The organism is Sphingobacterium sp. UBA3519 (genome assembly GCF_002377215.1).
GTDB classification, from domain to species: Bacteria; Bacteroidota; Bacteroidia; order Sphingobacteriales; family Sphingobacteriaceae; genus Sphingobacterium; species Sphingobacterium multivorum.
Window position 1 is genome coordinate 272,756 of the sequence record NZ_DFPI01000025.1, and the last position, 21,169, is coordinate 293,924.

The window sequence follows — 21,169 nt, forward strand, 5'->3', positions numbered from 1 at the left end:
TACTATTTAAAATATATTTGTGAAGATTCACGATTTAAAACGAGAAAAATGAGCATACAAACACTTTTTAATCCATTTGAGTACAAAAATCTAACACTCAAAAACCGCTTTGTAATGGCACCAATGACGAGAGCATTTTCGACGGATGGAATTCCCGACAGCGCTGTAGCGGGATATTACGAGCGTCGTGCCGCGGGAGATGTCGGTTTAATTTTGACGGAAGGTACCGTTATCGAACGACCTTCATCAAAGAATTTAAAGGATATCCCAAACTTTTACGGTGACCAAGCACTGGCCGGCTGGAAAAATATCGTGGATGCAGTGCACGAAAAAGGCGGAAAAATAGCCCCTCAACTATGGCATGTTGGTTATACTCCTATGCAATGGACTCCGCCCGCTGCGTTTGAAAGCCCAGATACAATGACATTAGCGGATATAGAGGCCACGATACAAGCTTACGCTGACGCTGCTAAATCTGCAAAAGACCTCGGTTTTGATGCTTTTGAAATCCATGGCGCCCATGGCTATCTGATCGACCAATTTTTCTGGGAAGGAATGAACCACAGAACAGACGAATTTGGTGGAAAAACAATTAAGGAGCGCTCTAAATTTGCGGTTGAGGTCGTCAAAGCAATGCGAAAAGCGGTTGGACCTGATTTTGTAATCATTCTACGTCTATCACAATGGAAGCAGCAAGACTACACAGCCAAGCTTGCTCCCACCCCCGCAGCGATGGAAGACTGGATCCTACCATTGACAGATGCCGGTGTCGACATTTTTCATGGAAGCCAACGTCGTTATTGGGAGCCGGAATTTGAAGGTAGCGACTTAAATTTCGCTGGATGGCTCAAAAAAATTTCAGGACAACCCACAATCACGGTTGGATCCGTAGGTCTTGACAAAGATTTTGGCGATGTATTTACAAATTCGGAGTTCAAGTCCTCTCCCGCTTCACTGGATGAACTGGTTCGTCGTTACGAACGTGGCGATTTTGACCTTGTAGCTGTAGGCAGGGCGATCTTGCAAGATCCGAATTGGGTGAAAAAAGTGCAAGCCGAAAAATACAACGAATTATCGACTTTTGAAGCGAAGAGTTTGGCGAGCTTATCTTAGTAAGCTCGAGCGATTAGGTGGATTAAAATTACGTTATTTAATATTTACGTTATTCAATAGTATAAACAGGGGCAAAAATTGATTTTCGAATCAATTTTTGCCCCTGTTTTGTAGCGATAATTCAGCACCTTGTCTCCGCAAATGGATACAGACACTTGATTAAATGAAAATCACCGCAACCAAAATATATGTCATCAGCGGATTGGGTGTAGATCAACGTGTATTCAGCAAAATAGACTTTGGCTCGCTTGATCTAACCTATCTAGATTGGATTACACCAAGCCCCAATGAACCACTGTCTATTTATGCAAAAAGAATATCGACTAAAATTACTGCAAAGAACCCCATCCTCGTTGGGCTTTCCTTTGGAGGAATGCTTGCAATAGAAATTGCCAAGATTATCGAAACAAAACAAATTATCCTGCTTGCTTCAGCCAAAGGACGGCATGAATTACCCAAACTGTATCGCTTAGCAGGCAGACTCAAAATCAACAAACTGGTTCCTAGTCCGTTACTAAAGTTCCATTGTTTTCTATCAGATTACTTTTTTGGCATACGTAACAAAGAAGATTCCCGCTTGCTAAAACAGATTTTATACGATACAGACCCCATCTTTATGAACTGGGCAATACATCAAATTCTGCAATGGAAAAACAATTCGGTTCCGGACAATTTAATTCATATACATGGTAGTAGAGATCATATTATCCCCATCAAAAATGTAAAGCCCAACTTTATCATTAGGGGTGCGGGACATTTTATGACAGTCACCCATGCCCAGGAGGTTGAAAAGCTCTTGCAAGAAATCTGCTTGTAAATCACCTCCTTTTAATCACCGAGACCAATCCCAACTTTTCTAGTCGCTCAGAAAATTAAATCCAAGCGGATTCGTATCGACATGAAACACACGATATGCTGAGCAGTGTAAAAAAGTATTATTTGAAGAAAAGGACAAACAATAATTGAGAATAGAAGGTTCTTCTATGAGAGCGCGGTCTCTTTACGTAACTAAAAAATCGCTGTTTATTGCTTAATGGGACCAGTCCAAAGTAATATAGTAAGGTTAAATTATAACAAGAATATGCGAACACGGCTCATATTAAGTTTTTTATTCTGTCACATCTTTTTTCTCACTATGCTGGCACAAGTTAATGATACTACAGCCCCGAAATTGGAGGTCGCAGCAGCTTTAGGCCCGTACCGTCCGATCGGTGTTAGCGCTAGCTCCAACAATCGATTATTTGTTTCCTTCCCAAAACAAGCTAAAAATTATCAGTATGCACTTACTGAAATCATCAATGGAAAACCTGTTCCTTATCCAAATGAAGAATGGAATTTAGAAGGAAAAGAGAATTCCCACTTTGTAAATGTTCAGGATATATTTGTCGATACCGAGGACAATCTCTGGGTATTGGATTCTAAACCATCTGCTGCTGGATCAATTTTTGGCAAAGATGAAAAATCAAATCAAGGCCAGTTTAAATTATTAAAAATCAATACAAATACAAATCAAATTGAACATATTTATCGTTTCGACGACCTTGATAAAACCAAATCAGGTCTAAATGATATGCGTATTGATCACAAGCGAAATTTAGCCTATCTCTCCGATCCCGGCCAAGCGGCCATCATTATTTTAGACCTTAAAACTGGACTGACTAGAAAGGCTTTAACTGGAAGCCGTTTTACGCTGGCTGATCCTGATGTATTATTAAGCTATAATGGTATTGAAATGCGTAGTGAAAATGGAAAGCCTTTTTCTTCCAACGTGAATGGCATAGCATTGAGTCACGACTTTAAATATTTATATTTCAAAGCCATCAATCAGACCCATTTGTACTGTATTGCAACAGAATTTTTAGCCGACGCAGGGCTGACGGATCAAGAATTGGAGGCAAAAGTGGAAGACAAAGGAGAAGTCGGAATCACGCATGGCTTACTAGCAGACATTGATGGAAATATTTATCTCACATCGTCAATAGATTATAGTATTAAATATTTAAATCCTGAGGGAAATGTGAATACCCTGGTAAGGGACTCCCGAATACTATGGCCCGATTCTATGGGTATCAGCGGAGATGGATACCTCTATTTCTCTTGTGCACAGCTCTTTAAAGACCCGCAATGGAATAAGGGAGCTGATAAGGTAGAGTTGCCATATTATGTCTTTAAGGTCAAATTACCGAAATTTTGAAAAAAATGTTACAACAAGTGAAATTCTTAAGCATAAAACTCGCGCTGACACATCTACTTTTCACCTAGCTATTATTCTATGCGCAGCCTTCACAAAATTCCCTTCGAATAGTTCCCCTTTATATTTGTCCATCTTTTCTACCCACAAGAAAAGGAACTGAAATTCAGATTCATAAAAACAATAAAATCGAAGTAAAAGCACAAATCACTAAGACATGCCTCCAACTATAAAAAAACAACAGCCTGTTAGATGAAGTATAAAATTTTTAGCAAAAACTTTTTTATACTAATATTTTTAGTATATTTGAATATCAGTTTTAGACAATGCTTTTATGGAACACAGCGCAGCATATGACAATAAGGATTTACACGTAGGTGACATCGTTCGCTTTCATACCCCCCATCCCGATGAGGATCCAAATACGATTTTCATTGTACTATGGTCATACTACGATCCGGCTGGAAAATCATCACGGGCTGAAGTGGTTAAATTTGACCAACGTTCCAAACAAACACCTGTCATTCAGAAGTGGTTTATACGAGATTTAGAAAGAGTCCCCGAAGTAAGTCCAGAATTGCTGAAACAAATTGAGTTATTTATGAAAAGTAAACTTGGCAATGCTATTATCAGTAAGCTAGTCATCTAACAAATTTTAGATCTTCAAATTCGACGTAAAATATGGAAAATAAATTCAAAGAGAAGCGAGGGATGGTGTCAGGTCCGATCTGGTCTGACTGGCGAGAACAACTCCGGGAAAGTGAATTAATCGGCTTACATCAGAGACTCGAGAATCTAGAAAGAGAAATACTCCTTGATTGGCTACAATGGCATGATCCAAAAGGAAACTATACCGATCGTAAATGTATTGAAAATGGCGTGCAGCAGCTTTCCAAATTAAAGGCTGTCGCGTATATCCATAAAGAAATCCTGCGCATCCACATGAAAAGAAGATACAATGCCTTTTCGAATACACACGCACAACTCATCTTTAACAACTAAAATTTCAGATTATGGAGTCTTTTATTAAACAGATCATAGCGCATCAGCTTCCAAAAATTCTAGCTATGGAATCGCATCGCACAGATTGGCGTTATCAGCTCATGAACTTAAAAGATAAGACACTATTCGATAGATTAATGCTGATGAAAAGACAAGAATTACTTGCTTGGCTACAATGGCACGATAATGCTGGGACTTACGCTGATCACGACTGCATCCGGAGAGGTATTCCCTTATTTACGAAAACTCAAGCATTGACCAATGCTTATCAGCGGATTATGCGTGAACATGAAGGCTGGGACGGCTATATGGGAAATGAATATATCCGTGGCAGTGTACTTTAAAAAAAGACACCTTTTAAGCAGGAAATATTTTGTTCGCAGTGATATACGAGGCTAATGTCTTTAGATTAGGAAGTGCCGCTCCTATTGTATTATTAAAATAAGTATAGACTTCTTTTCCCGCTGCAATCCATTCGTTAATATAGGTACTGTATTCCAACAATAGGCTGTCCGAATAGCTTCCCTTATAGTCACCATTTGGGCCATGAAAGCGCATATAGATTATCTTTGCATCCGCATATTGAAGACGCATACCTTGCATATCCTTATCATGAATAACCAGATGCATTTCATAGGATTTTAAAAGTTCGAAAGTTTCTTCTCTATACCAGGAAAGGTCCCTAAATTCTACACATACCTGCCATTTTTCACTTCTCTTATCCTGGGCAATACAATCCAGCAGTTCAACAAGCATTCCAATAGAAGCAAATTTAAAAGATGGTGGTAATTGTATGAGCAAGCACCCTTTCTTTTGGCCGATAGCGTCAATAACAGATAGAAATCTAGCGACATCCTGTGGATCAAACTTAAGTTCTTTTTGATGCGTAATTCCCTTCCATAGTTTAAAGGTGAAACGAAAATCATCGGTCGTCTCTTCGGACCATCTTCTGACTGTTTCTTCTCTGGGAATTTTATAAAAAGAACTGTTTACTTCCAATGAGTTAAATAGTAAACTGTATACAGCCAATCGACTTTTATCCTGTAACTCCTCAGGATAATAACTTTTATTCTTGTAAGGTAAAAGGATACCGCTCGTTCCAGTAAAATATGATTTTTCCATACCCTTATAACAATCGAGCAGCATGCAATGGTTCATTTTTTTTTTCATAGACGAATTATCCTTTGTATTGGTCTGCAATTGAATTGCATATAAAAAACAATTTATCTAAGTTTGAGAAACAAGTAGTACAGCAACAGCTATTTTTAAGCAACTTGTTTTCTAGTTTATTAGTGGATAATTAATCAAGCACACTATATCAATGCAAAAAAAATCGTACCTCATTTGTTTCATTATTGGCGCCATTTTGGGCAGTTGTACCGGAAATAAAAGCAACAATACCAATACAACTTTAAGTTCCCAGTCCGAACATGCTGATGAAAATCCGACATTTACCTTTGACAATATTAAACAGCACTATACGCGGGGTGAGGATCTGATATTAAAGATGTATAGCAAAAACACATCCAAAATAGACTCTGTTATTTACGCTATAAACGATAAAAAGATTGGCCAGGTCGTCGGAAATGAGCCCTTCAATTATTCATTAAAACAGGAGAAATTTGGTAAGCAAATTATTAAAGCTGTCGTATTTAGTAATGGAAAGCGAGAAGAAAATTCGGTCAACATCGATCTATTCGCCTCTAACCCTCCGCTTTTGCTAAGTTATAGCATTGTGAATATTTATCCACATGATGCCAAAGCTTTCACACAAGGACTGGAGTTTTACGGTGATAATTTGATCGAAAGTACTGGGAATGGGGTTGGTCCAAGTGGAAATAAGGGGAAATCGAGTATCCGTATTGTTAATCCTAAAACGGGTCAGCCCATCAAAAAAAATGAATTGGATGATTCAATTTTTGGCGAAGGTGCTACCGTCCTAAATGGAAAATTATATCAATTAACCTATAAAAACAATCTAGCCTACCTCTACGATATAAACAGTCTTTCTGTTATTAAGACACTTCCTTACTTTCAGCCAATGGAAGGTTGGGGCTTAACTTCTGACGGTAAAAACTTATTCATGTCGAATGGTTCTGATTATATCTATACACTTAATCCAAATGATTTCTCAAAAGTGGATTATATCCGTGCAGCAACGAACACGGCCATCGTGGATCAAATCAATGAAATGGAATGGGTAAAAGGGAAAATCTATGCAAATTTCTTTATGGAGGATGTCATTGGACGAATAGACCCTAAAACAGGTACAGTGGAGGCTTTAGTCGATCTATCCAAATTACGTGAGCATGTAACACAGCATGTGGATTTAGATGTATTAAATGGTATCGCTTACAATAAAAGATCAAACACCTTCTTTGTTACCGGTAAAAACTGGGATAAAATGTTCGAGATAAAGCTAACAGAATAGCTTTATCTCCATCAAAAAAAACAACATGCTGTTCCGGAAAGAACCAAATCGCACTATTTTTGACTTTATGGTAATTCTTTCATTTTGTTAAAGCCCTCAGTTACCATCGGTATAATTTGTGGTGCAAATAACTGTGGTATAATCGTCCTTGTCCCCGTATCCTTATTGGCAATCCATTGCGCATATTTATTTGCTAAAAATTCCAATCGCTGTGCTGAAGATAATCCCGGTAAGGTATAATAGATACTTTTTTCGCCTTCTTTACCTTCCATCTGCACATACCGCCCTTTAGTTACTTTCAGGTGACTGCGGTGTTCAAAATCACGTAGGAAAAGCTCATCCTTGTCTGCATTATCCCATTTCGGGTCACGCGGGCAACAAACCGATCCGTAACTGTCTCTTCGATAAATTGTAAGCATGCCTTTAGCTGAAATTGGTTTAACAAAATCTAATCTAGGGTTATCAAGACCAGAAAGCCGGAGACTGTCGACTTTAACCATACCGTCCTCTCTTTTTATGGAATAATAAAAATTGGTTGTCGCAGGTTCTATACACATCCCATTTTTCGAAGCTTCTTCGGCGACTTCACCATAAAACTTCCAATCGGGAACAATCAGTACAAAATGTTGAAGATCGGGATAGAATTCATTGGATTTTTTTAGTAACTCCACTGGAATTTTAGTACTCAAAAAGAAAACGTAAGTGGAATCCGGAACGATCTGCAAAGGAAGATCTACTAAATAATTGCCATCTTTCTGCGTTACAAAATCATTGTCGATCATTACAACCCGACCATAGTATTCACGATACCAATCGGGTTTCACAGTATCAGCTAATGAATACGGGGGTATTGACTGATGCGCTGCTATTTTGCTCTTACAGGACAATGCCATCATAGGTAAAATGATAAGCAAATACCACATATTTTTTCGTATTAACATGGTTATAAAATTAAAATATATTTCAACTACTTTCCTGTTTGACTATCTACTTTTATTCCAGCTTGATTCATGAAGGCTATTTGATGTCCTAAACACGACTCAGCTAAGGCTTCAATTTTCTCTTTTTCATCAGTAATCTCCCGCAACAGACTTTTCCGAGTCCCTTTTTTCTGTTCATCAATATATTTAATTAATAAAATACCATATCCATCAACGATCTCTGTCATGTAACCAACTGAAGCGATGTGAAAACTTTCGGCAGTTTTACTGTATTTCAGTTGAGAGGCTTCGCATTTTAATCCTTTGATGTAACTACTCAAAGCGCGTGCCTCATTCAATGTCATGTGATAGGAATAGTCTGATTTATCGACATCATATTCCCCTTCTAGCAATTTTCCATAGCTCTCATCCATTTTTTCTCGACAGCTATGAAAGAGCTTAGCCATTTTCTCATTGTACCCCAAATCCAAATTACCCCTACAGGAACACATGGTAAATAGCATAAAGATTAAAGCTAGCATTCTCATTTCTTAATTTTTTTTACAAATAACAGTTTTTTAAACCAGCCTATCCGTCTCGTTTAATATTCGTGGTCGTTGTTTTAAGATTCGTTATTTTCCGTACAACCTGCTCGCTAAAAAGCAATACGCTTATCCTTACTTTGCACAAACTATTTATTTCTTTGAGAGATGAAAAGCCTACTCTTCTAAACAGGGAATCCATAAAAATCACCTTATACTGCATTATTGTAAAAAAGGTCCTTCGAAACCTACTATATTAGCCATTTAATTAATCATTTTTTAAAAAATCAGAAAAAAAAGCTATATTTATTTAAGAATCACACATCATTTAAGGCAAAATTCTTTGTTTCTTAAAAAAAATTACGGAACTTAGAGACTATAAACCACCGAAATATGAATAACAGACCTTTAAACGGAATGACTGACGAAGAGCTTCAAACCAACAAAAAAAATGCGCTGGTAATTACATGGATGCTCACCACCATGCTCTTTATTCTATTAGGCATGGGGATCTATACGTCAATTAACAAAGGATTCAGCGCACTAATGGCGATTCCCTTCGCCTTATCTCCTATTGTTATTCTCAATTTTAAAAGAATAAAAGAAATCAATGAAGAACTCAAAATAAGAGGAGCTCAATAAACCCATCATGAAACACCTCGCATTATTCATATTCTTTCTTTTCATCTCGGATATTGTATTTGGCCAAGAGATAAGTAAATCAACGACACAGACGATCACCCAATCGGGTATTGGGCTGGGTTCTGTCATTGCCGTTGTCACCTCATGGGATCGCAACAAATCCATACTATGGGCTTTAATTCATGGGATACTCGGTTGGTTATACGTCATCTATTATGCATTCACCCGCAACGAGTAACGATTTTTAACTATAATTCTCACCAGAAGAGCCAAGCCGATCATTAGCAGAATGTCTTTTCTTACATAACACAGCGATCAATTCCTTTTCTATATCTCATCCGCAATCAAACACATGAGTTCCTCACCTATTTCCAATACAGATTTTGTCGTTGAAGAAGTCAACGAATCCAGCATTACCTTAATTTCTGAATTAGTAGACCTGACTTTTAATATTGTCCAAGGAGGTGCCTCTGTAGGCTTTATGGAAGATCTAACAGTTGAGCAGGCAAAAAGATTTTGGACTGAAGTACTGAACAAGGTCAAGCAGCAAAAAACAATATTGATTATTGCAAAAGATGCTTCTACGCATCGAATCGCAGGAACCGTTCAACTCCAAATCGACCTCCCCTCAAATCAAATACATCGTGCAGATGTAGCCAAAATGTTAGTCCATACTGACTTTCGAAGAATGGGCATTGCACAAAATTTACTTCAACACATTGAAAATATAGCTATTGATCTAAATAAGACACTATTGGTACTAGATACTGTAACCGATAGCCCGGCTTATATTATGTATCAAAAATGTGGCTGGACGAAAGTCGGCGATATCCCAAATTATGCGCTCTTCCCGAATGGAACATTGTGTAGCACGACATATTTCTACAAAAACTTAATTCTGCCAACAAAATAAAAGCCCCCAAATCGATTAATATTCATTTGGAGGCTTCTCTTAATTATTTGGGAGCTTCACATATGAATCTCCATATACTTATAGATCCTATTTATTTTTGTACCATATCGGTCCCGGTTTTTCGCCCATTTCTAACACCAATGTCGCTCCGGACATAATTTGTTCGTGTGTGATATAACTTGTTTCAAGAGGCTTACCATCAATCGTAATGGCTTGGATATAAATATTGGCTTTACTGACATGGTTAGCTTTCACGGTAAATTTCTTTCCATTGGACAACTTCAATTCAGCTTTTTCAAATAAAGGTGTACCGATTTCGTATTTTCCACTTATGGGATCTACAGGATAAAATCCCAATGCGCTGAATACATACCAAGCCGACATCTGCCCGCAGTCATCATTTCCACTTAATCCCGAAGGTGTATTCAAGTAAAGTTTGTTCATTACCTCGGCTGCATATTGCTGCGTTTTCCAAGGCTGTCCAACCGCATTAAATAAATAGAGTGCATGATGGCTCGGCTCGTTACCATGTGCATACTGCCCAATCATTCCTGTACTAAAAATTGGCAGCTTGCTGGTGTCGGAAGGATGAAATGTAAACATGCTATCTAGCTTCTGTCCAAAGCGCTCTTGCCCACCAACAAGTTTAATCAATCCAGGAATATCATGTTGTACAGACCAAAAATATTGCCATGCATTACTTTCACAAATATGTGCACTATATTCCTCCGCATCAAACGGGGTAATAAATTTACCATGGCTATCTCGAGGTTGCATAAATGAAGTAGCCGGATTATACACATTTTTATAATTTTGAGCTCTCGCAAAAAACGCTCCTGCAATATCTTTCCTTTCCATCTTATCGGCCATCATTGCGATACAATGATCGTCATAGGCATATTCAAGTGTTCGTGATAAGGACCAGTTTTCGGCATTGTATTCATCTTTTACGTCATAGGGCACATAGCCTAATTTTTTATAAAGACCTATACCCCGGTAATTATCAATATTAGCTGTGGCAACACAGGCTTCTAACGCTTTTATTGCATCAAAATCACCAATTCCTTTTAAATATGCATCTACAATGACAGGAATGGCATGATTGCCAATCATCATATCCGTTTCACTCCCATAAATATTCCATACCGGTAGTCGGCCATGCTGTTCATAAAAGGCAATGAAGGACTTAATCATATCATTTACTCGACTAGGGTCTATATAGGTAAATAATGGATGCGAAGCTCTATAGGTGTCCCAAAGTGAGAACGTGCTATAATTGGTCCAACCTTCAGCCTGATGTACCTTCCGGTCCGCCCCCATGTAAGCACCATCAACATCACTGAAAATTGTCGGTGCCAACATCGAATGGTATAGTGCTGTATAGAATTTAACCTGTTCCTCTTTGTCTTTGGTCTCGATTGCTACCCGCCCCAATTCATGGTTCCAATTTTGTTCGGCCTCTTTTAAATAATAATCAAAATCATCATTTGGAACTTCTGCTTTTAAGTTCTTTGAAGCGCCTTCCATACTTACTCCCGAAAGGGCCGTACTTAAAGTCACTTGTTCTCCAGCTGCTGTCTTGAAATCAAAACGTGCTTTGAATGCTGTACCAATACGTTTTGCACTTTTTGCCGTTGTATCAGCACTGGATAATATTGCTGAACTATCGATATGAACGGCCATAAAAGGCTTAGAAAACCGAGTTTCAAAATAAACGCGTTGGCCTCTTGCCCAGCCCTCCGAAAAACGGTAACCACGGATAGTAACAGAATCAACCACTTCGATGTGTGAATCTGTTGTAGCATCCCAATTCATTGCTTTCTTTAAGTCTAAAAATACTGCAGACTCGGCTTTTGGAAACGTATAACGTTGAATACCGCAGCGTGCCGTTGCTGTCAGCTCTACATTTATATCGTAATCAGTAAGTTTTACCTGATAGTATCCGGCGTGAGCCTTTTCGTCTTTATGCGAAAATTTGGAATGTATACCTAAGGGAGCCGGGGCTTCATGATAAGGTAAGGTAACCGGCATATAAGATATGTCGTACAAGTCGCCGGCTCCGGTTCCACTTAAATGTGTATGGCTAAAACCAGCAATCGTACTGTCAGGATAAAAGTATCCGGAAATACGGTCCCAGCCAGGCAGTCCATTATCTGGGCTAAGCTGTACCATTCCAAAAGGTGACTGTGCTCCAGGATATGTATTCCCCATAAAATCCGTTCCGATAAAAGGATTTACATACCCAGCATAAGAAGTCTCATCGGAGTTTTTTAGTGAAGCGCAACCCATTAAGGACAAAAGGCCTGCACAGACCGCGTAATTAATATATTTCATCGTGTAGATCAGTTTTTCAATTTAGTTTGCCTAATTATCTATTTCCAGTAACGATTAGAATATCCTTGCTATTGACCAAAGTCTGATGGTTGATTTTAAATCCATTGAATGGTTTTCCATCGATAAAGATCTTTTTGATATAATCTCCGGCACCCTCTTTTTGACGTCTTATTGTCACTTTGTCGCCATTTGGATAATATTTTTTATCGAGTTGAATGGTCACTTTGTCGAAAACAGGTGTTACAACAGTATAATCTGGTCTACCTGGACAAAAAGGATAGATGCCGATCATGTTCATTAAAGCCCATGTGGACATTGTTCCCGTATCGTCATTTCCCGGTATACCCCCAGGGCTATTCGTAAAATGTTTTTCTAAAATTTCCTTAACCAGCTTTTGGGTACGCCATTCTTCTCCTTTGATTTCCGAAAACACATGTGGATACAGCATATCTGGTTCGTTGGTAACATCAAAATACCCTTTATCAAACGTTGCCTGCAGTCTATCCACAAATTTTTGCTTTCCGCCCATCAACTTCACCAAACCAGGTATATCAAATGGTATGGCAAAGCTATAGTTCCAAGCGTTACCTTCATGGAAACCATGATTTGGTTCAAAATTGGCGCCCATCAATGGGCTAAATGGACTTAAAAACTCGCCGTTAGGAAGAATAGGCCTGAAAGTCCCATACTCCGAAGAATAATAGTGTTTATACCCCTGTGCTCGCTTAGCAAAAAGCTGAGCATCTTTAGTTTTCCCCAATGAGGCGGCCAGTTGGGCTAGGTTCCAATCGGCAACATAATATTCAATGGCATGAGATACCGAATTATCGAATGAATCGCGCAGTGGAACATACCCATACTTCACATAGTCCGCATTGTCTGGTCTAATTTTATTTGTCGAATCCGTAGTCGTAGCCGATTTCAGAAACGCTTTGTAAGCTGTATTAACGTCAAAATCCCGAATGCCTTTCATCCATGCATCAACGATCACTGGAACTGCCGGATCGCCATCCATGGTATAGCTTTCTCGACTATACAACTCCCATTTGGGCATCCAACCGCTTTCCTTATAAATATCGATCATGGAACGTATCATACCCACCTGCTTATCAGGATAAACCAGTGACATTAGAGGCTGAACATTTCGGTACGTATCCCATAGCGAAAACACGGTGTAACGATTGTGATCTGCAACGAGCGTCTTCCGGGTTTCCATTGCCGGATATTCTCCATTTACATCCTGCAAGATATTTGGATGAATCATAGCATGATATAATGCCGTATAGAACACTGTTTTTTGGTCCTCTGTACCACCTTCGACCTGTATCTTTGACAATGCATTATTCCAAAGTGAAGCTGCGTGCTTTTGCGTTTTTTCAAAGCTAAAGTCTGCTTGCTCAGCGTCTAGATTTTTACGCGCATTTTCAACACTCACAAATGATACGGCCAGCTGTACTTCTAAGCTTTCATTTTCTTTGACGTCAAAACTAAAATACGCACCAAGATCATCGCCTGAAAGCTGATCGGTATAGTCCGTAAAAATTTTATATTTTCCGGCATCTTTATTCCAATCGTTTTCCCATTTTTCTCCGGCACGCTGGAATTTCCAATATCCTCTTTTTGACGGTTTTTTATTGACACGCATAACAAAGAAGATGGGATAAACAGCCTGATTGTTCGTGTAACAGAAAGAGCCCAACAATTTAGATCCTTCTATTTCGGTGTCACTTACATAACGAACTGTTGCTCCCGTTTCATTTGTTAACCCTTCGCCTAGATTAAGTAGGATATTTGCCTGTCCTTTTGGAAAAGTAAATTTCGACACACCTACACGGGTTGTCGCTGAAACTTCTGTCTTGATACCGTATTTCTTTAATATATTGCTATAATATCCCGGATGGGCAACCTCTTGTGTATAGGTACTCCCATATTGATGATAATCAACCTCCAATTTCCCCGAAGTTGGCATCAACAACAGACTTCCCATATCTGGACATCCTACCCCACTTAAATTAACATGAGAAAAACCTGTAAAATAACTATTGCTATGTTCATAGGGAGTAGACCACCATCTTGCATCCTTATCAAATGCATTAAGTGATGATCCCATTACATTAAACGGAGAAACATTCATCAAGCCGTTGGGAACCTGAGCACCCGGATTAGTTGTTCCATAATTACTGGTACCAATAAACGGGTTGACATAGTCTGTAGGAAGCTTTTGGGCAGAAACGTTCTCCCAAAGAAATAATCCTAAAAGTAAAAAACGAATAGATTTGATCATATAATCTTGATAGACGACATTGTTAATTGCTTTCATTCAAGCAAACACCATAGGCCGCGCATTTTAGCGTGTACCTACAATACTACAGATAATCGCAAAGATTTACAAATCGTACTTGTCGTTATATCGATGATTTTACGTTTGTTAATAGGATTTAGCAAAACTATACATATTAAGCAAAGAGATTTATGATGGTCAATAACAACAAAAGCCTGAAGTGGGGAACTTCAGGCTTTTACTAACTAACCAATTATTAACCTAAATTATGAAACTACTGATATAACGTCATCAAAAACGAGTTTCTTATGTTAGGCCGAATGGTTTAACCAAATTTTAACAAATCGTTGTTATCATTCAATGCGCATCAGGTTTGGTCCAGCAATAAATATATTTTATTGATACAGTCCCCATTGCTTATTCGGTGTAGCGCCCATTTCTAAAACAAGCTCACCTCCTTTCAGAAGTTCCGAAGCATCAAAATAAAACGTATTAAGCGGTTTTCCATTTAATGTAGCACGTTGTATATACATATTTTTCTTATTTGCATTTTTCGCTATGATAATAAATTGTTCACCTCTACCGTATTTACCGCCCAATTTAATCTTCACTTCCTCAAAGAGAGGGCTTCCAATTTCATAAATTGGCTTGACTCTTGTCCCGCCATCTATCTGAAATAAACCAATAGCATTCATAATATACCAAGCACTCATTTGCCCTTGGTCTTCATCTCCCAAATAAGCATTTGAAACCCCTTGGCCATAATAGCGTTCACCTATGGAGCGACTCCATTTTTGCGTCAACCAAGGCTTATTCAACCAATTAAAAATATAGGCAAAATGCATCGATTGCTGATTTCCCTGAACAACAGGATAATCCCAATATTGATCATTGGGACCATTGTAGCGCCATTTCTCACTTTCCGGAAATCCCCATTCCAATCGTTTTAAAAACACATCCTGTCCGATCATTTTAGCTAACCCAGGAATATCCTGTGGCACAAAAAAGGTCAGTTGCCATGCATTTCCTTCTACATAATGATGGTTAGCTCCCGATTTAAAAGGATCAAAATCTTTATACCATTCTCCTTTTGAATCCTTCATCCGGGCATAGCCACTACTGACATCTATCGCGTTTCTCCACCATTTTCCGCGATCATTGAAATAGTTGTACTCCTGCTCCTTTCCTAACGATTTTGCGAACTGCCCAACTGTCCAGTCGTCAAAACTATATTCCATTGAATTGGAAAACCGGCCCAAATCATAAGGAACGTACTTATATTTTAAATAGACATCCAAATCACGATTACCTGCAAAACCACCTTCAAATTTCAATGGACTTGTTGTCTGCATTTTTTTAACAGCTTCAAATGCCTTTTCAGTATCGTAGTCTCTAATCCCCATCTGGTATGCCCCAACAATTAACGGTATTTCATGTTCTGCAACCATGACGGGAATATACTCCATTCCAGCCGGTCCTTTCGCCAACCAGCCATTTGCGTCATACATCGCAAGTTGCGATCTGACCCATTTATTGGACCATTCCGGCGTAACCAAGTTCCAAAACTGATTTAAATTCCAAAAGGTATTCCAGAAAGCATCACAGCCTAAAGCGAGATCCCCTTTATGGGCTAAAGTTCGTATCACTTCATCCGAAGATCTCCATTGACCATTCACATCACTAAATGTGTTTCGGCTTGCCAAAGTGCGATACATATTTGTATAGAATTTCTCTTTTTCAAAATAGTCTGAAGACTTTATCGCCAATCTACTTAAAAGTTCATCCCAAACTTTATGTTGGTTTTCCACGACCCGATCAATCGACCATCCGAATGGCTCCGACAGTTCCGTTTTTAGATTCTCCTCCGCATTGGCTAAGCTCACATAAGAAATCCCTGTGCGCAGTTGTACAGCCTTATCTTTATGCACATCAAATTCCACGTACATTCCCGCAAATTGAGCGCTATCAGCAACCAAATCAGCCCGTTCAGTCAACCGATCGTTATGCCATGTGCCATAGTTTATGATAGGTTTGTCAAACTCCATCACAAAGTATACGACATAATCCTGTTTTGCATCCGTGGACCAAACGTTTTCAGATAATTGATTACTATATCCTACGACCTTATAGTCAGAAACCTTTTTTAGCGAGAAGACTTTAATTTTATAATCATATTCTCCGTTAACCTTAAGATCAATCATAATACGTCCTGTGTCCGACTTATGGTAGGTATATTGTTGAAAACTGGAACGTGTACCAGCCGTCAATTTCACATCGATATCGTGATCAAGCAGATGAACAGCATAATATCCCAATGGTGCCTTTTCACTGGTTTTATCTATCGCTGATCGATATCCTGAATTTTTACTGTACTGATCTCCGACCCGAGTCTTCAATTGACCTGCTGTCGGAAATGTACCCAATCCAGCCATTGTCCATTCATGGATATGGCTAAAAGTACCAATAGATTCGATAGAAGGTTCATAACCTGCCTGCCAGCCAATATTTTGGTTATCTGGACTTATCTTTACCATGCCAAAAGGCATCCATGGTCCCGGGGCTATCATCCATCTGGAATGTGCTGCCCCCATCATCGTGTTCACATAATCTGAAACTCCACCTAGTCTTTTTGGGCCCCGCTTGATTGTTGAAGACTGTATTAATTGCCCATTACTATAAATTTCATACTTACTCCATATATCCTTAGCGACATAAGGCATTGGTATTTCCAATTTCGCTGCACCTTTTTCAAGTGTTTTCTCATAAATTTTCTTTCCATCTAAGACTACTTTCAATTGTTCATCATCTTTCAATTTCAAGAGATCAACCAGCATATTTTGGACGGGTTTCCCTGCATTTAAGATCTCAAATTCAGCTTGCTGTACATTTTTAACAATTACAGAACGATTGGCTATTAGCTTTACTTGCTGTGGCCCCAGCAGTTTAAAGGAATCAAATTCTACCCATCCTCCCTTTATGACAGTCATTGTAATCTGATTTCCGCCTTTCTTAATGAGATCAGCTGGTAATGGTATATTTATCGTAGAATTTCCAGATTTTAAAGGATTCTCTAACGGCTCACCATTTCCTGCTCCCCCCTCCACCTCGAAATTATAGGGCTTGCCATTGATTACGATCTGTAGTGTAGGTTTATTTTTAGGGTCACTATTGGCCAATTTAACTTGAAGTGTACACTGACCATTTTTTATACTATTGTTTAACACATAGTATAAATTCAAAAAATGTGTTCTCAGGCCAGAGGTTCCTCCAGTCCCGCCCCATTCATTGGCCGGACCGGGCAATACATAGGGTAAATCCCTTGTTAAAGAAGATTGGCCGATAATAAACGCATTGTCTTCATAACCGAAATCATGTTCCAAAAATTTCTTATATCCATTCGGGGACAAGGCAAATTCGCTGCTTGAACCGTCTGAATTTCCCAATTGCCATATTGTGTGCTCCTGGCCAACAACAGACTGAGCACACATGAACAACAGACCGGCGACAAAAGAAAGTGAGAAACGTAATTTCATAAGTATCAGATTTTATAATTTTTAATTACATCAGTTGCTTTCCTCATAAACTGCACAAAACAATTCACAAAACACATTACATTGTACATACATTAATAACTTACAAAAACGGTTAAAAGCAAAACTTTATGCACAATATTACTACAAAAAAAACAAATATCAAATGAAAAACAGCAAAATGTATATACATATAAAAAGAAAGAAATAAAATGAATTTATTGACACAAGTTAGCGAAAATGAAAGGTTTTGATTCTTAGAGAGGAAAGTTAGGTCAATTTGTAGTTTGCGCAATATCCACCGCATTTTCCAGTTTTCGGGGAAAAATTGCCTTTACTTAGAAAAGTGTTTCTACAGATTATTTATGATAAAAAAACTTAATAGAAGTTTTCTCATTGCAATCCTAGAGTCCATTATTTTAGGATTAAAACTTTGTCAAAACTCAAGTAAAGCAATAATTACTATTGGCTATTTGGATCTAATAAGTTATATTTATACAATTATTTGCTTTGAAACCTTAAAGATAAGAGTATTATCTTTTGTATTATCATTATAAACGATATTCTACCCATTTGTGTAGAAACTTATTTCATTGCTGGATAGAGATGCAATGTTTGAACAAGTTCAACTATAAACGTTGACAATGATTACGAGGTAAGGATAGGAAGGTAAAAAAAGTCTATTATTAGCGTATAAATTGAGATTACGTCCTTATTTTTGTAACTTGCACGCCAGGACAACATCGATTTTACGTGGTATTCAAAAGCGATTGCGGATCATCTTTGTATTTTACACTATGAAAATTAAGATTGAAGATTTTTTCAAGCCGGTACAAGTTAAAGACGACTTTAGCAAAGATGATTATGAGATTGTCGAAGCCTTTATAAATTTTGCCAAGTCCTTAAGCAGATTAACCTATCAGAGTATATATTTAATTGACTATTCAAAGAAAAGCTTTCTATTTGTGTCTGATAATCCAATCTTTCTGTGTGGAAGCACGCCTGGGGAAGTCATGCGAGAAGGGTATTATCACTATGTTAATAATGTACCTGAGAGTGATTTACATTTATTAAAAAAGATCAATGACGTTGGTTTTGACTTTTTTGGAAATTTAGATGCCGAAGATCGCTTAAAATACTCCATATCTTATGATTTTCATTTAAAACAACCGGGAAATAAGCCACTGTTAGTAAACCATAAACTAAAACCTCTGCTCCTGGATAAATTTTCTAACCCCTGGATCGCCCTATGCTTAGTTTCTATGTCCTCACATGCTAACTCAGGAAACATTAGATTTAAATCTGATGAGGACGGAAAACAGTTTGAATATGACTTGGATAAAGATATTTGGGTAGAAACTCCGCGAATTAAATTGAAACCCCGTGAAAAGGACATTCTTCTTTTTTCCGCACAGGGTCTTACTATGGATCAAATAGCAGATCGACTTTATGTATCGATTGATACGGTAAAATTTCATAAAAAACAGATATTTTCAAAACTGAAAGTCAAAAGTATTACAGAGGCTACAGCATTAGCCATTGAACTATCTCTTTTTTAATCTTATTCATTATTTTTTGAACATAATAGCATTAGTTTTGACATCTCAACAAATTTTTGAATATCGGCATGATTTCCTATACTAAACTGGGAATATTTATTTTTTTCAATAAAAGTCTCCAGCCATTCCGATTTAATATAGATCGGTAATGTCTCAGAATAGAGGTAGATGATTGGATCACCAAGTTGAAAAGATTCTATCTCCAATTTTCGAAGCGTATTGACCACTTTTCGATCACATTCAGCTATAACCAATCCACTACCAAGGCTGTACGGACCATAGAATGCGTCAAAAAGCATCTTTTTCAGAATATTAATGCGATTACCTATTATCTTTCCAGAAATTACGAAACGTCCAATGTGCCAAAAATTCTTTACATCTGGAATTAACAAACTTTCTGTCTCGATATCAAATAATTTTTGAATCGGCAAACTCGTTTCCTTATCCCAAAATGTAATTCTAATGGATGCCTGAATACAGTTATCAAGCTTACTTCGAAGCACATAATAAATGGAACGATCAAAAAAAATTTGATCCTCTCCTATCAATGACTCAAAGTCAAACGCATATTCCTCTTCGGAATAACTATCCAGTTTGTAATGCTGCTGAGTCGTTACTAAATAAAAATGAATAAGTTCAGGAAGTTCGTTTTTATTAAGCTTGGTAAAATAATAGTTTTCAGGCGTCCAGTTCATGCAAATGTTATTCGATATGCAATTATAAAAATAAAGACTTTTCGTTTAAATTCCCACAGAGACAAATTTACTACACAAAAGTGTAATGAAACGAATGTTTTTTTCAACTATATTAAGTTCAACCAATCATTGATAAATAATAGGAATCTGGAAAGAATTTTACAGGTTTAGATGTCGCTAAATTAAATACAATATGACTAACCATTCCCGATAATAAATACAAACCTAATGATAATTGCGGAGGAGAAGACGTCAGCGCGATTTTACCATATTCTGCCAAAAATTCCTCAAACCATTTCGTTTCCATTCCTTTTGTTTTTAAACTGTCAACAATAAATTTACCGACATTTAATTCAAATGTCTTGTGGGCCTTTTCCAATGAATGAAGATTAAGGCCTTCAGGAGGAAGAACCGTTAAAAATCCTGCCCAGCCCAAATTATAAGGATGTACTACCGGTATATTTCGTTTTGCCATATACTGGTCAAAGACAAAAGGAATATCAGAAGAAAAATCCAACGCATTAATGGCAACCTTATGATTAATATCGATATTATATAAATTATCTTGGTTAATAAATTCAGAAAACACTGTTATTTTGGCTTGCGGGTTAATTGAATGCAAACGTTCCTGCAAAGCAAATACTTTCTTAATACCAATATCCTTGTTTGTATAATTTTGTCTGTTTAAATTTGTCAATTCGACAACATCTCCATCGGCAATTGTCAAATTTTCGAAACCCATACGCAATAAGCACTCGGCAATGTAACTTCCTATTCCACAACCTCCTATTAACACCGGAAAGTCTTTGATATGTTGTTGATCCTCTTCTTTAATATGTATGTTATTTCGAATATACCTCAAATCCATATATAATCTCTCAATAATTTTGTATCACATAAAGATAGAATTATAATTTATATTATTATTAAAGAAATTGCTAAGTAAATTTCATAGTTGCGTAGTACAAATTAGCGGCGATTTTGCTTAATTTAGCCACCTATCTTTTGTTTTTATT

General features: G+C 37.7%; 19 protein-coding genes. 11 read left to right on the plus strand and 8 right to left on the minus strand.

Going from position 1 to position 21,169, the window contains the following annotated elements; all coding sequences use genetic code 11:
• Positions 1-48 precede the first annotated feature (48 nt).
• The 6 genes from B3297_RS16360 (at position 49) to B3297_RS16385 (ending at position 4,650) form a co-directional block, all read left to right on the plus strand.
• Positions 49-1,113, plus strand: a complete 1,065-nt coding sequence (locus B3297_RS16360; protein WP_070569377.1) for an NADH:flavin oxidoreductase — start codon at positions 49-51, stop codon at positions 1,111-1,113.
• A 163-nt stretch (positions 1,114-1,276) separates the two neighbouring features.
• Positions 1,277-1,930, plus strand: a complete 654-nt coding sequence (locus B3297_RS16365; RefSeq protein ID WP_070569374.1) for an alpha/beta fold hydrolase — start codon at positions 1,277-1,279, stop codon at positions 1,928-1,930.
• 318 nt (positions 1,931-2,248) lie between these two features.
• Positions 2,249-3,307: an SMP-30/gluconolactonase/LRE family protein gene (locus tag B3297_RS16370; protein ID WP_236560156.1), complete on the plus strand. Its 1,059-nt coding sequence runs from the start codon at positions 2,249-2,251 to the stop codon at positions 3,305-3,307.
• A gap of 331 nt (positions 3,308-3,638) precedes the next feature.
• Positions 3,639-3,953, plus strand: coding sequence for a hypothetical protein (locus tag B3297_RS16375; protein ID WP_070569368.1), 315 nt, complete (start codon positions 3,639-3,641; stop codon positions 3,951-3,953).
• A gap of 32 nt (positions 3,954-3,985) precedes the next feature.
• Positions 3,986-4,306 (plus strand): hypothetical protein, encoded by a 321-nt coding sequence (locus B3297_RS16380; RefSeq protein ID WP_070569365.1) that lies wholly within the window; start codon positions 3,986-3,988, stop codon positions 4,304-4,306.
• A gap of 11 nt (positions 4,307-4,317) precedes the next feature.
• Entirely contained in the window at positions 4,318-4,650 is a 333-nt protein-coding gene (locus tag B3297_RS16385) for a hypothetical protein (RefSeq protein ID WP_070569361.1), read from the plus strand.
• Positions 4,651-4,663: 13 nt separating this feature from the next.
• Here the strand turns inward: B3297_RS16385 and B3297_RS16390 are convergent, their stop codons facing one another.
• Entirely contained in the window at positions 4,664-5,476 is an 813-nt protein-coding gene (locus B3297_RS16390) for a DUF72 domain-containing protein (RefSeq protein ID WP_286779153.1), read from the minus strand.
• Between the two features lie 151 nt (positions 5,477-5,627).
• On the opposite strand from B3297_RS16390, the gene B3297_RS16395 reads away from it, so the two are divergent.
• Positions 5,628-6,737, plus strand: coding sequence for a glutaminyl-peptide cyclotransferase (locus B3297_RS16395; protein WP_070569358.1), 1,110 nt, complete (start codon positions 5,628-5,630; stop codon positions 6,735-6,737).
• A gap of 65 nt (positions 6,738-6,802) precedes the next feature.
• Here the strand turns inward: B3297_RS16395 and B3297_RS16400 are convergent, their stop codons facing one another.
• A complete protein-coding gene (locus B3297_RS16400) occupies positions 6,803-7,678 on the minus strand; it encodes a hypothetical protein (RefSeq protein WP_139145081.1) in 876 nt (291 codons plus the stop codon).
• A gap of 26 nt (positions 7,679-7,704) precedes the next feature.
• Entirely contained in the window at positions 7,705-8,205 is a 501-nt protein-coding gene (locus tag B3297_RS16405) for a hypothetical protein (RefSeq protein ID WP_286779154.1), read from the minus strand.
• 387 nt (positions 8,206-8,592) lie between these two features.
• On the opposite strand from B3297_RS16405, the gene B3297_RS16410 reads away from it, so the two are divergent.
• The 3 genes from B3297_RS16410 to B3297_RS16420 all read left to right on the plus strand — a co-directional run bounded on the left by B3297_RS16410 (position 8,593) and on the right by B3297_RS16420 (position 9,754).
• A complete protein-coding gene (locus tag B3297_RS16410) occupies positions 8,593-8,841 on the plus strand; it encodes a hypothetical protein (protein WP_046675688.1) in 249 nt (82 codons plus the stop codon).
• Between the two features lie 7 nt (positions 8,842-8,848).
• Entirely contained in the window at positions 8,849-9,079 is a 231-nt protein-coding gene (locus tag B3297_RS16415; protein WP_197084131.1) for a hypothetical protein, read from the plus strand.
• 114 nt (positions 9,080-9,193) lie between these two features.
• A complete protein-coding gene (locus B3297_RS16420; protein WP_112374362.1) occupies positions 9,194-9,754 on the plus strand; it encodes a GNAT family N-acetyltransferase in 561 nt (186 codons plus the stop codon).
• A gap of 87 nt (positions 9,755-9,841) precedes the next feature.
• Here B3297_RS16420 and B3297_RS16425 read toward each other — a convergent pair whose 3' ends face one another.
• From B3297_RS16425 to B3297_RS16435, 3 genes are all read right to left on the minus strand, one after another.
• The gene (locus B3297_RS16425) at positions 9,842-12,088 is read right to left on the minus strand and encodes a GH92 family glycosyl hydrolase (RefSeq protein ID WP_115047893.1); all 2,247 of its coding nucleotides are present in this window, start codon (positions 12,086-12,088) and stop codon (positions 9,842-9,844) included.
• 34 nt (positions 12,089-12,122) lie between these two features.
• Positions 12,123-14,408, minus strand: a complete 2,286-nt coding sequence (locus B3297_RS16430; protein ID WP_201303499.1) for a GH92 family glycosyl hydrolase — start codon at positions 14,406-14,408, stop codon at positions 12,123-12,125.
• 356 nt (positions 14,409-14,764) lie between these two features.
• Positions 14,765-17,902: a GH92 family glycosyl hydrolase gene (locus B3297_RS16435; protein ID WP_115047891.1), complete on the minus strand. Its 3,138-nt coding sequence runs from the start codon at positions 17,900-17,902 to the stop codon at positions 14,765-14,767.
• Positions 17,903-18,696: 794 nt separating this feature from the next.
• Between B3297_RS16435 and B3297_RS16440 the strand changes: the two genes are divergently transcribed.
• Positions 18,697-19,458 (plus strand): response regulator transcription factor, encoded by a 762-nt coding sequence (locus B3297_RS16440; protein ID WP_070569349.1) that lies wholly within the window; start codon positions 18,697-18,699, stop codon positions 19,456-19,458.
• Positions 19,459-19,460: 2 nt separating this feature from the next.
• On the opposite strand, the gene B3297_RS16445 is transcribed toward B3297_RS16440, so the two are convergent.
• On the minus strand, positions 19,461-20,153 hold the full coding sequence (locus B3297_RS16445) for a hypothetical protein (RefSeq protein ID WP_286779155.1): 693 nt from the start codon (positions 20,151-20,153) through the stop codon (positions 19,461-19,463).
• Between the two features lie 118 nt (positions 20,154-20,271).
• Complete coding sequence (locus tag B3297_RS16450; RefSeq protein ID WP_070569344.1) at positions 20,272-21,021, minus strand: ThiF family adenylyltransferase; 750 nt, start codon at positions 21,019-21,021, stop codon at positions 20,272-20,274.
• Positions 21,022-21,169: the final 148 nt, after the last annotated feature.

Excerpts from the sequence above, each read along its gene's own strand:
- B3297_RS16360 (WP_070569377.1), top strand. The coding sequence starts at position 49 with ATGAGCATACAAACACTTTTTAATCCATTTGAGTACAAAAATCTAACA.
- B3297_RS16365 (WP_070569374.1), top strand. The coding sequence starts at position 1,277 with ATGAAAATCACCGCAACCAAAATATATGTCATCAGCGGATTGGGTGTA.
- B3297_RS16370 (WP_236560156.1), top strand. The coding sequence starts at position 2,249 with ATGCTGGCACAAGTTAATGATACTACAGCCCCGAAATTGGAGGTCGCA.
- B3297_RS16375 (WP_070569368.1), top strand. The coding sequence starts at position 3,639 with ATGGAACACAGCGCAGCATATGACAATAAGGATTTACACGTAGGTGAC.
- B3297_RS16380 (WP_070569365.1), top strand. The coding sequence starts at position 3,986 with ATGGAAAATAAATTCAAAGAGAAGCGAGGGATGGTGTCAGGTCCGATC.
- B3297_RS16385 (WP_070569361.1), top strand. The coding sequence starts at position 4,318 with ATGGAGTCTTTTATTAAACAGATCATAGCGCATCAGCTTCCAAAAATT.
- B3297_RS16390 (WP_286779153.1), bottom strand. The coding sequence starts at position 5,476 with ATGAAAAAAAAAATGAACCATTGCATGCTGCTCGATTGTTATAAGGGT.
- B3297_RS16395 (WP_070569358.1), top strand. The coding sequence starts at position 5,628 with ATGCAAAAAAAATCGTACCTCATTTGTTTCATTATTGGCGCCATTTTG.
- B3297_RS16400 (WP_139145081.1), bottom strand. The coding sequence starts at position 7,678 with ATGTTAATACGAAAAAATATGTGGTATTTGCTTATCATTTTACCTATG.
- B3297_RS16405 (WP_286779154.1), bottom strand. The coding sequence starts at position 8,205 with ATGAGAATGCTAGCTTTAATCTTTATGCTATTTACCATGTGTTCCTGT.
- B3297_RS16410 (WP_046675688.1), top strand. The coding sequence starts at position 8,593 with ATGAATAACAGACCTTTAAACGGAATGACTGACGAAGAGCTTCAAACC.
- B3297_RS16415 (WP_197084131.1), top strand. The coding sequence starts at position 8,849 with ATGAAACACCTCGCATTATTCATATTCTTTCTTTTCATCTCGGATATT.
- B3297_RS16420 (WP_112374362.1), top strand. The coding sequence starts at position 9,194 with ATGAGTTCCTCACCTATTTCCAATACAGATTTTGTCGTTGAAGAAGTC.
- B3297_RS16425 (WP_115047893.1), bottom strand. The coding sequence starts at position 12,088 with ATGAAATATATTAATTACGCGGTCTGTGCAGGCCTTTTGTCCTTAATG.
- B3297_RS16430 (WP_201303499.1), bottom strand. The coding sequence starts at position 14,408 with ATGAAAGCAATTAACAATGTCGTCTATCAAGATTATATGATCAAATCT.
- B3297_RS16435 (WP_115047891.1), bottom strand. The coding sequence starts at position 17,902 with ATGAAATTACGTTTCTCACTTTCTTTTGTCGCCGGTCTGTTGTTCATG.
- B3297_RS16440 (WP_070569349.1), top strand. The coding sequence starts at position 18,697 with ATGAAAATTAAGATTGAAGATTTTTTCAAGCCGGTACAAGTTAAAGAC.
- B3297_RS16445 (WP_286779155.1), bottom strand. The coding sequence starts at position 20,153 with ATGAACTGGACGCCTGAAAACTATTATTTTACCAAGCTTAATAAAAAC.
- B3297_RS16450 (WP_070569344.1), bottom strand. The coding sequence starts at position 21,021 with ATGGATTTGAGGTATATTCGAAATAACATACATATTAAAGAAGAGGAT.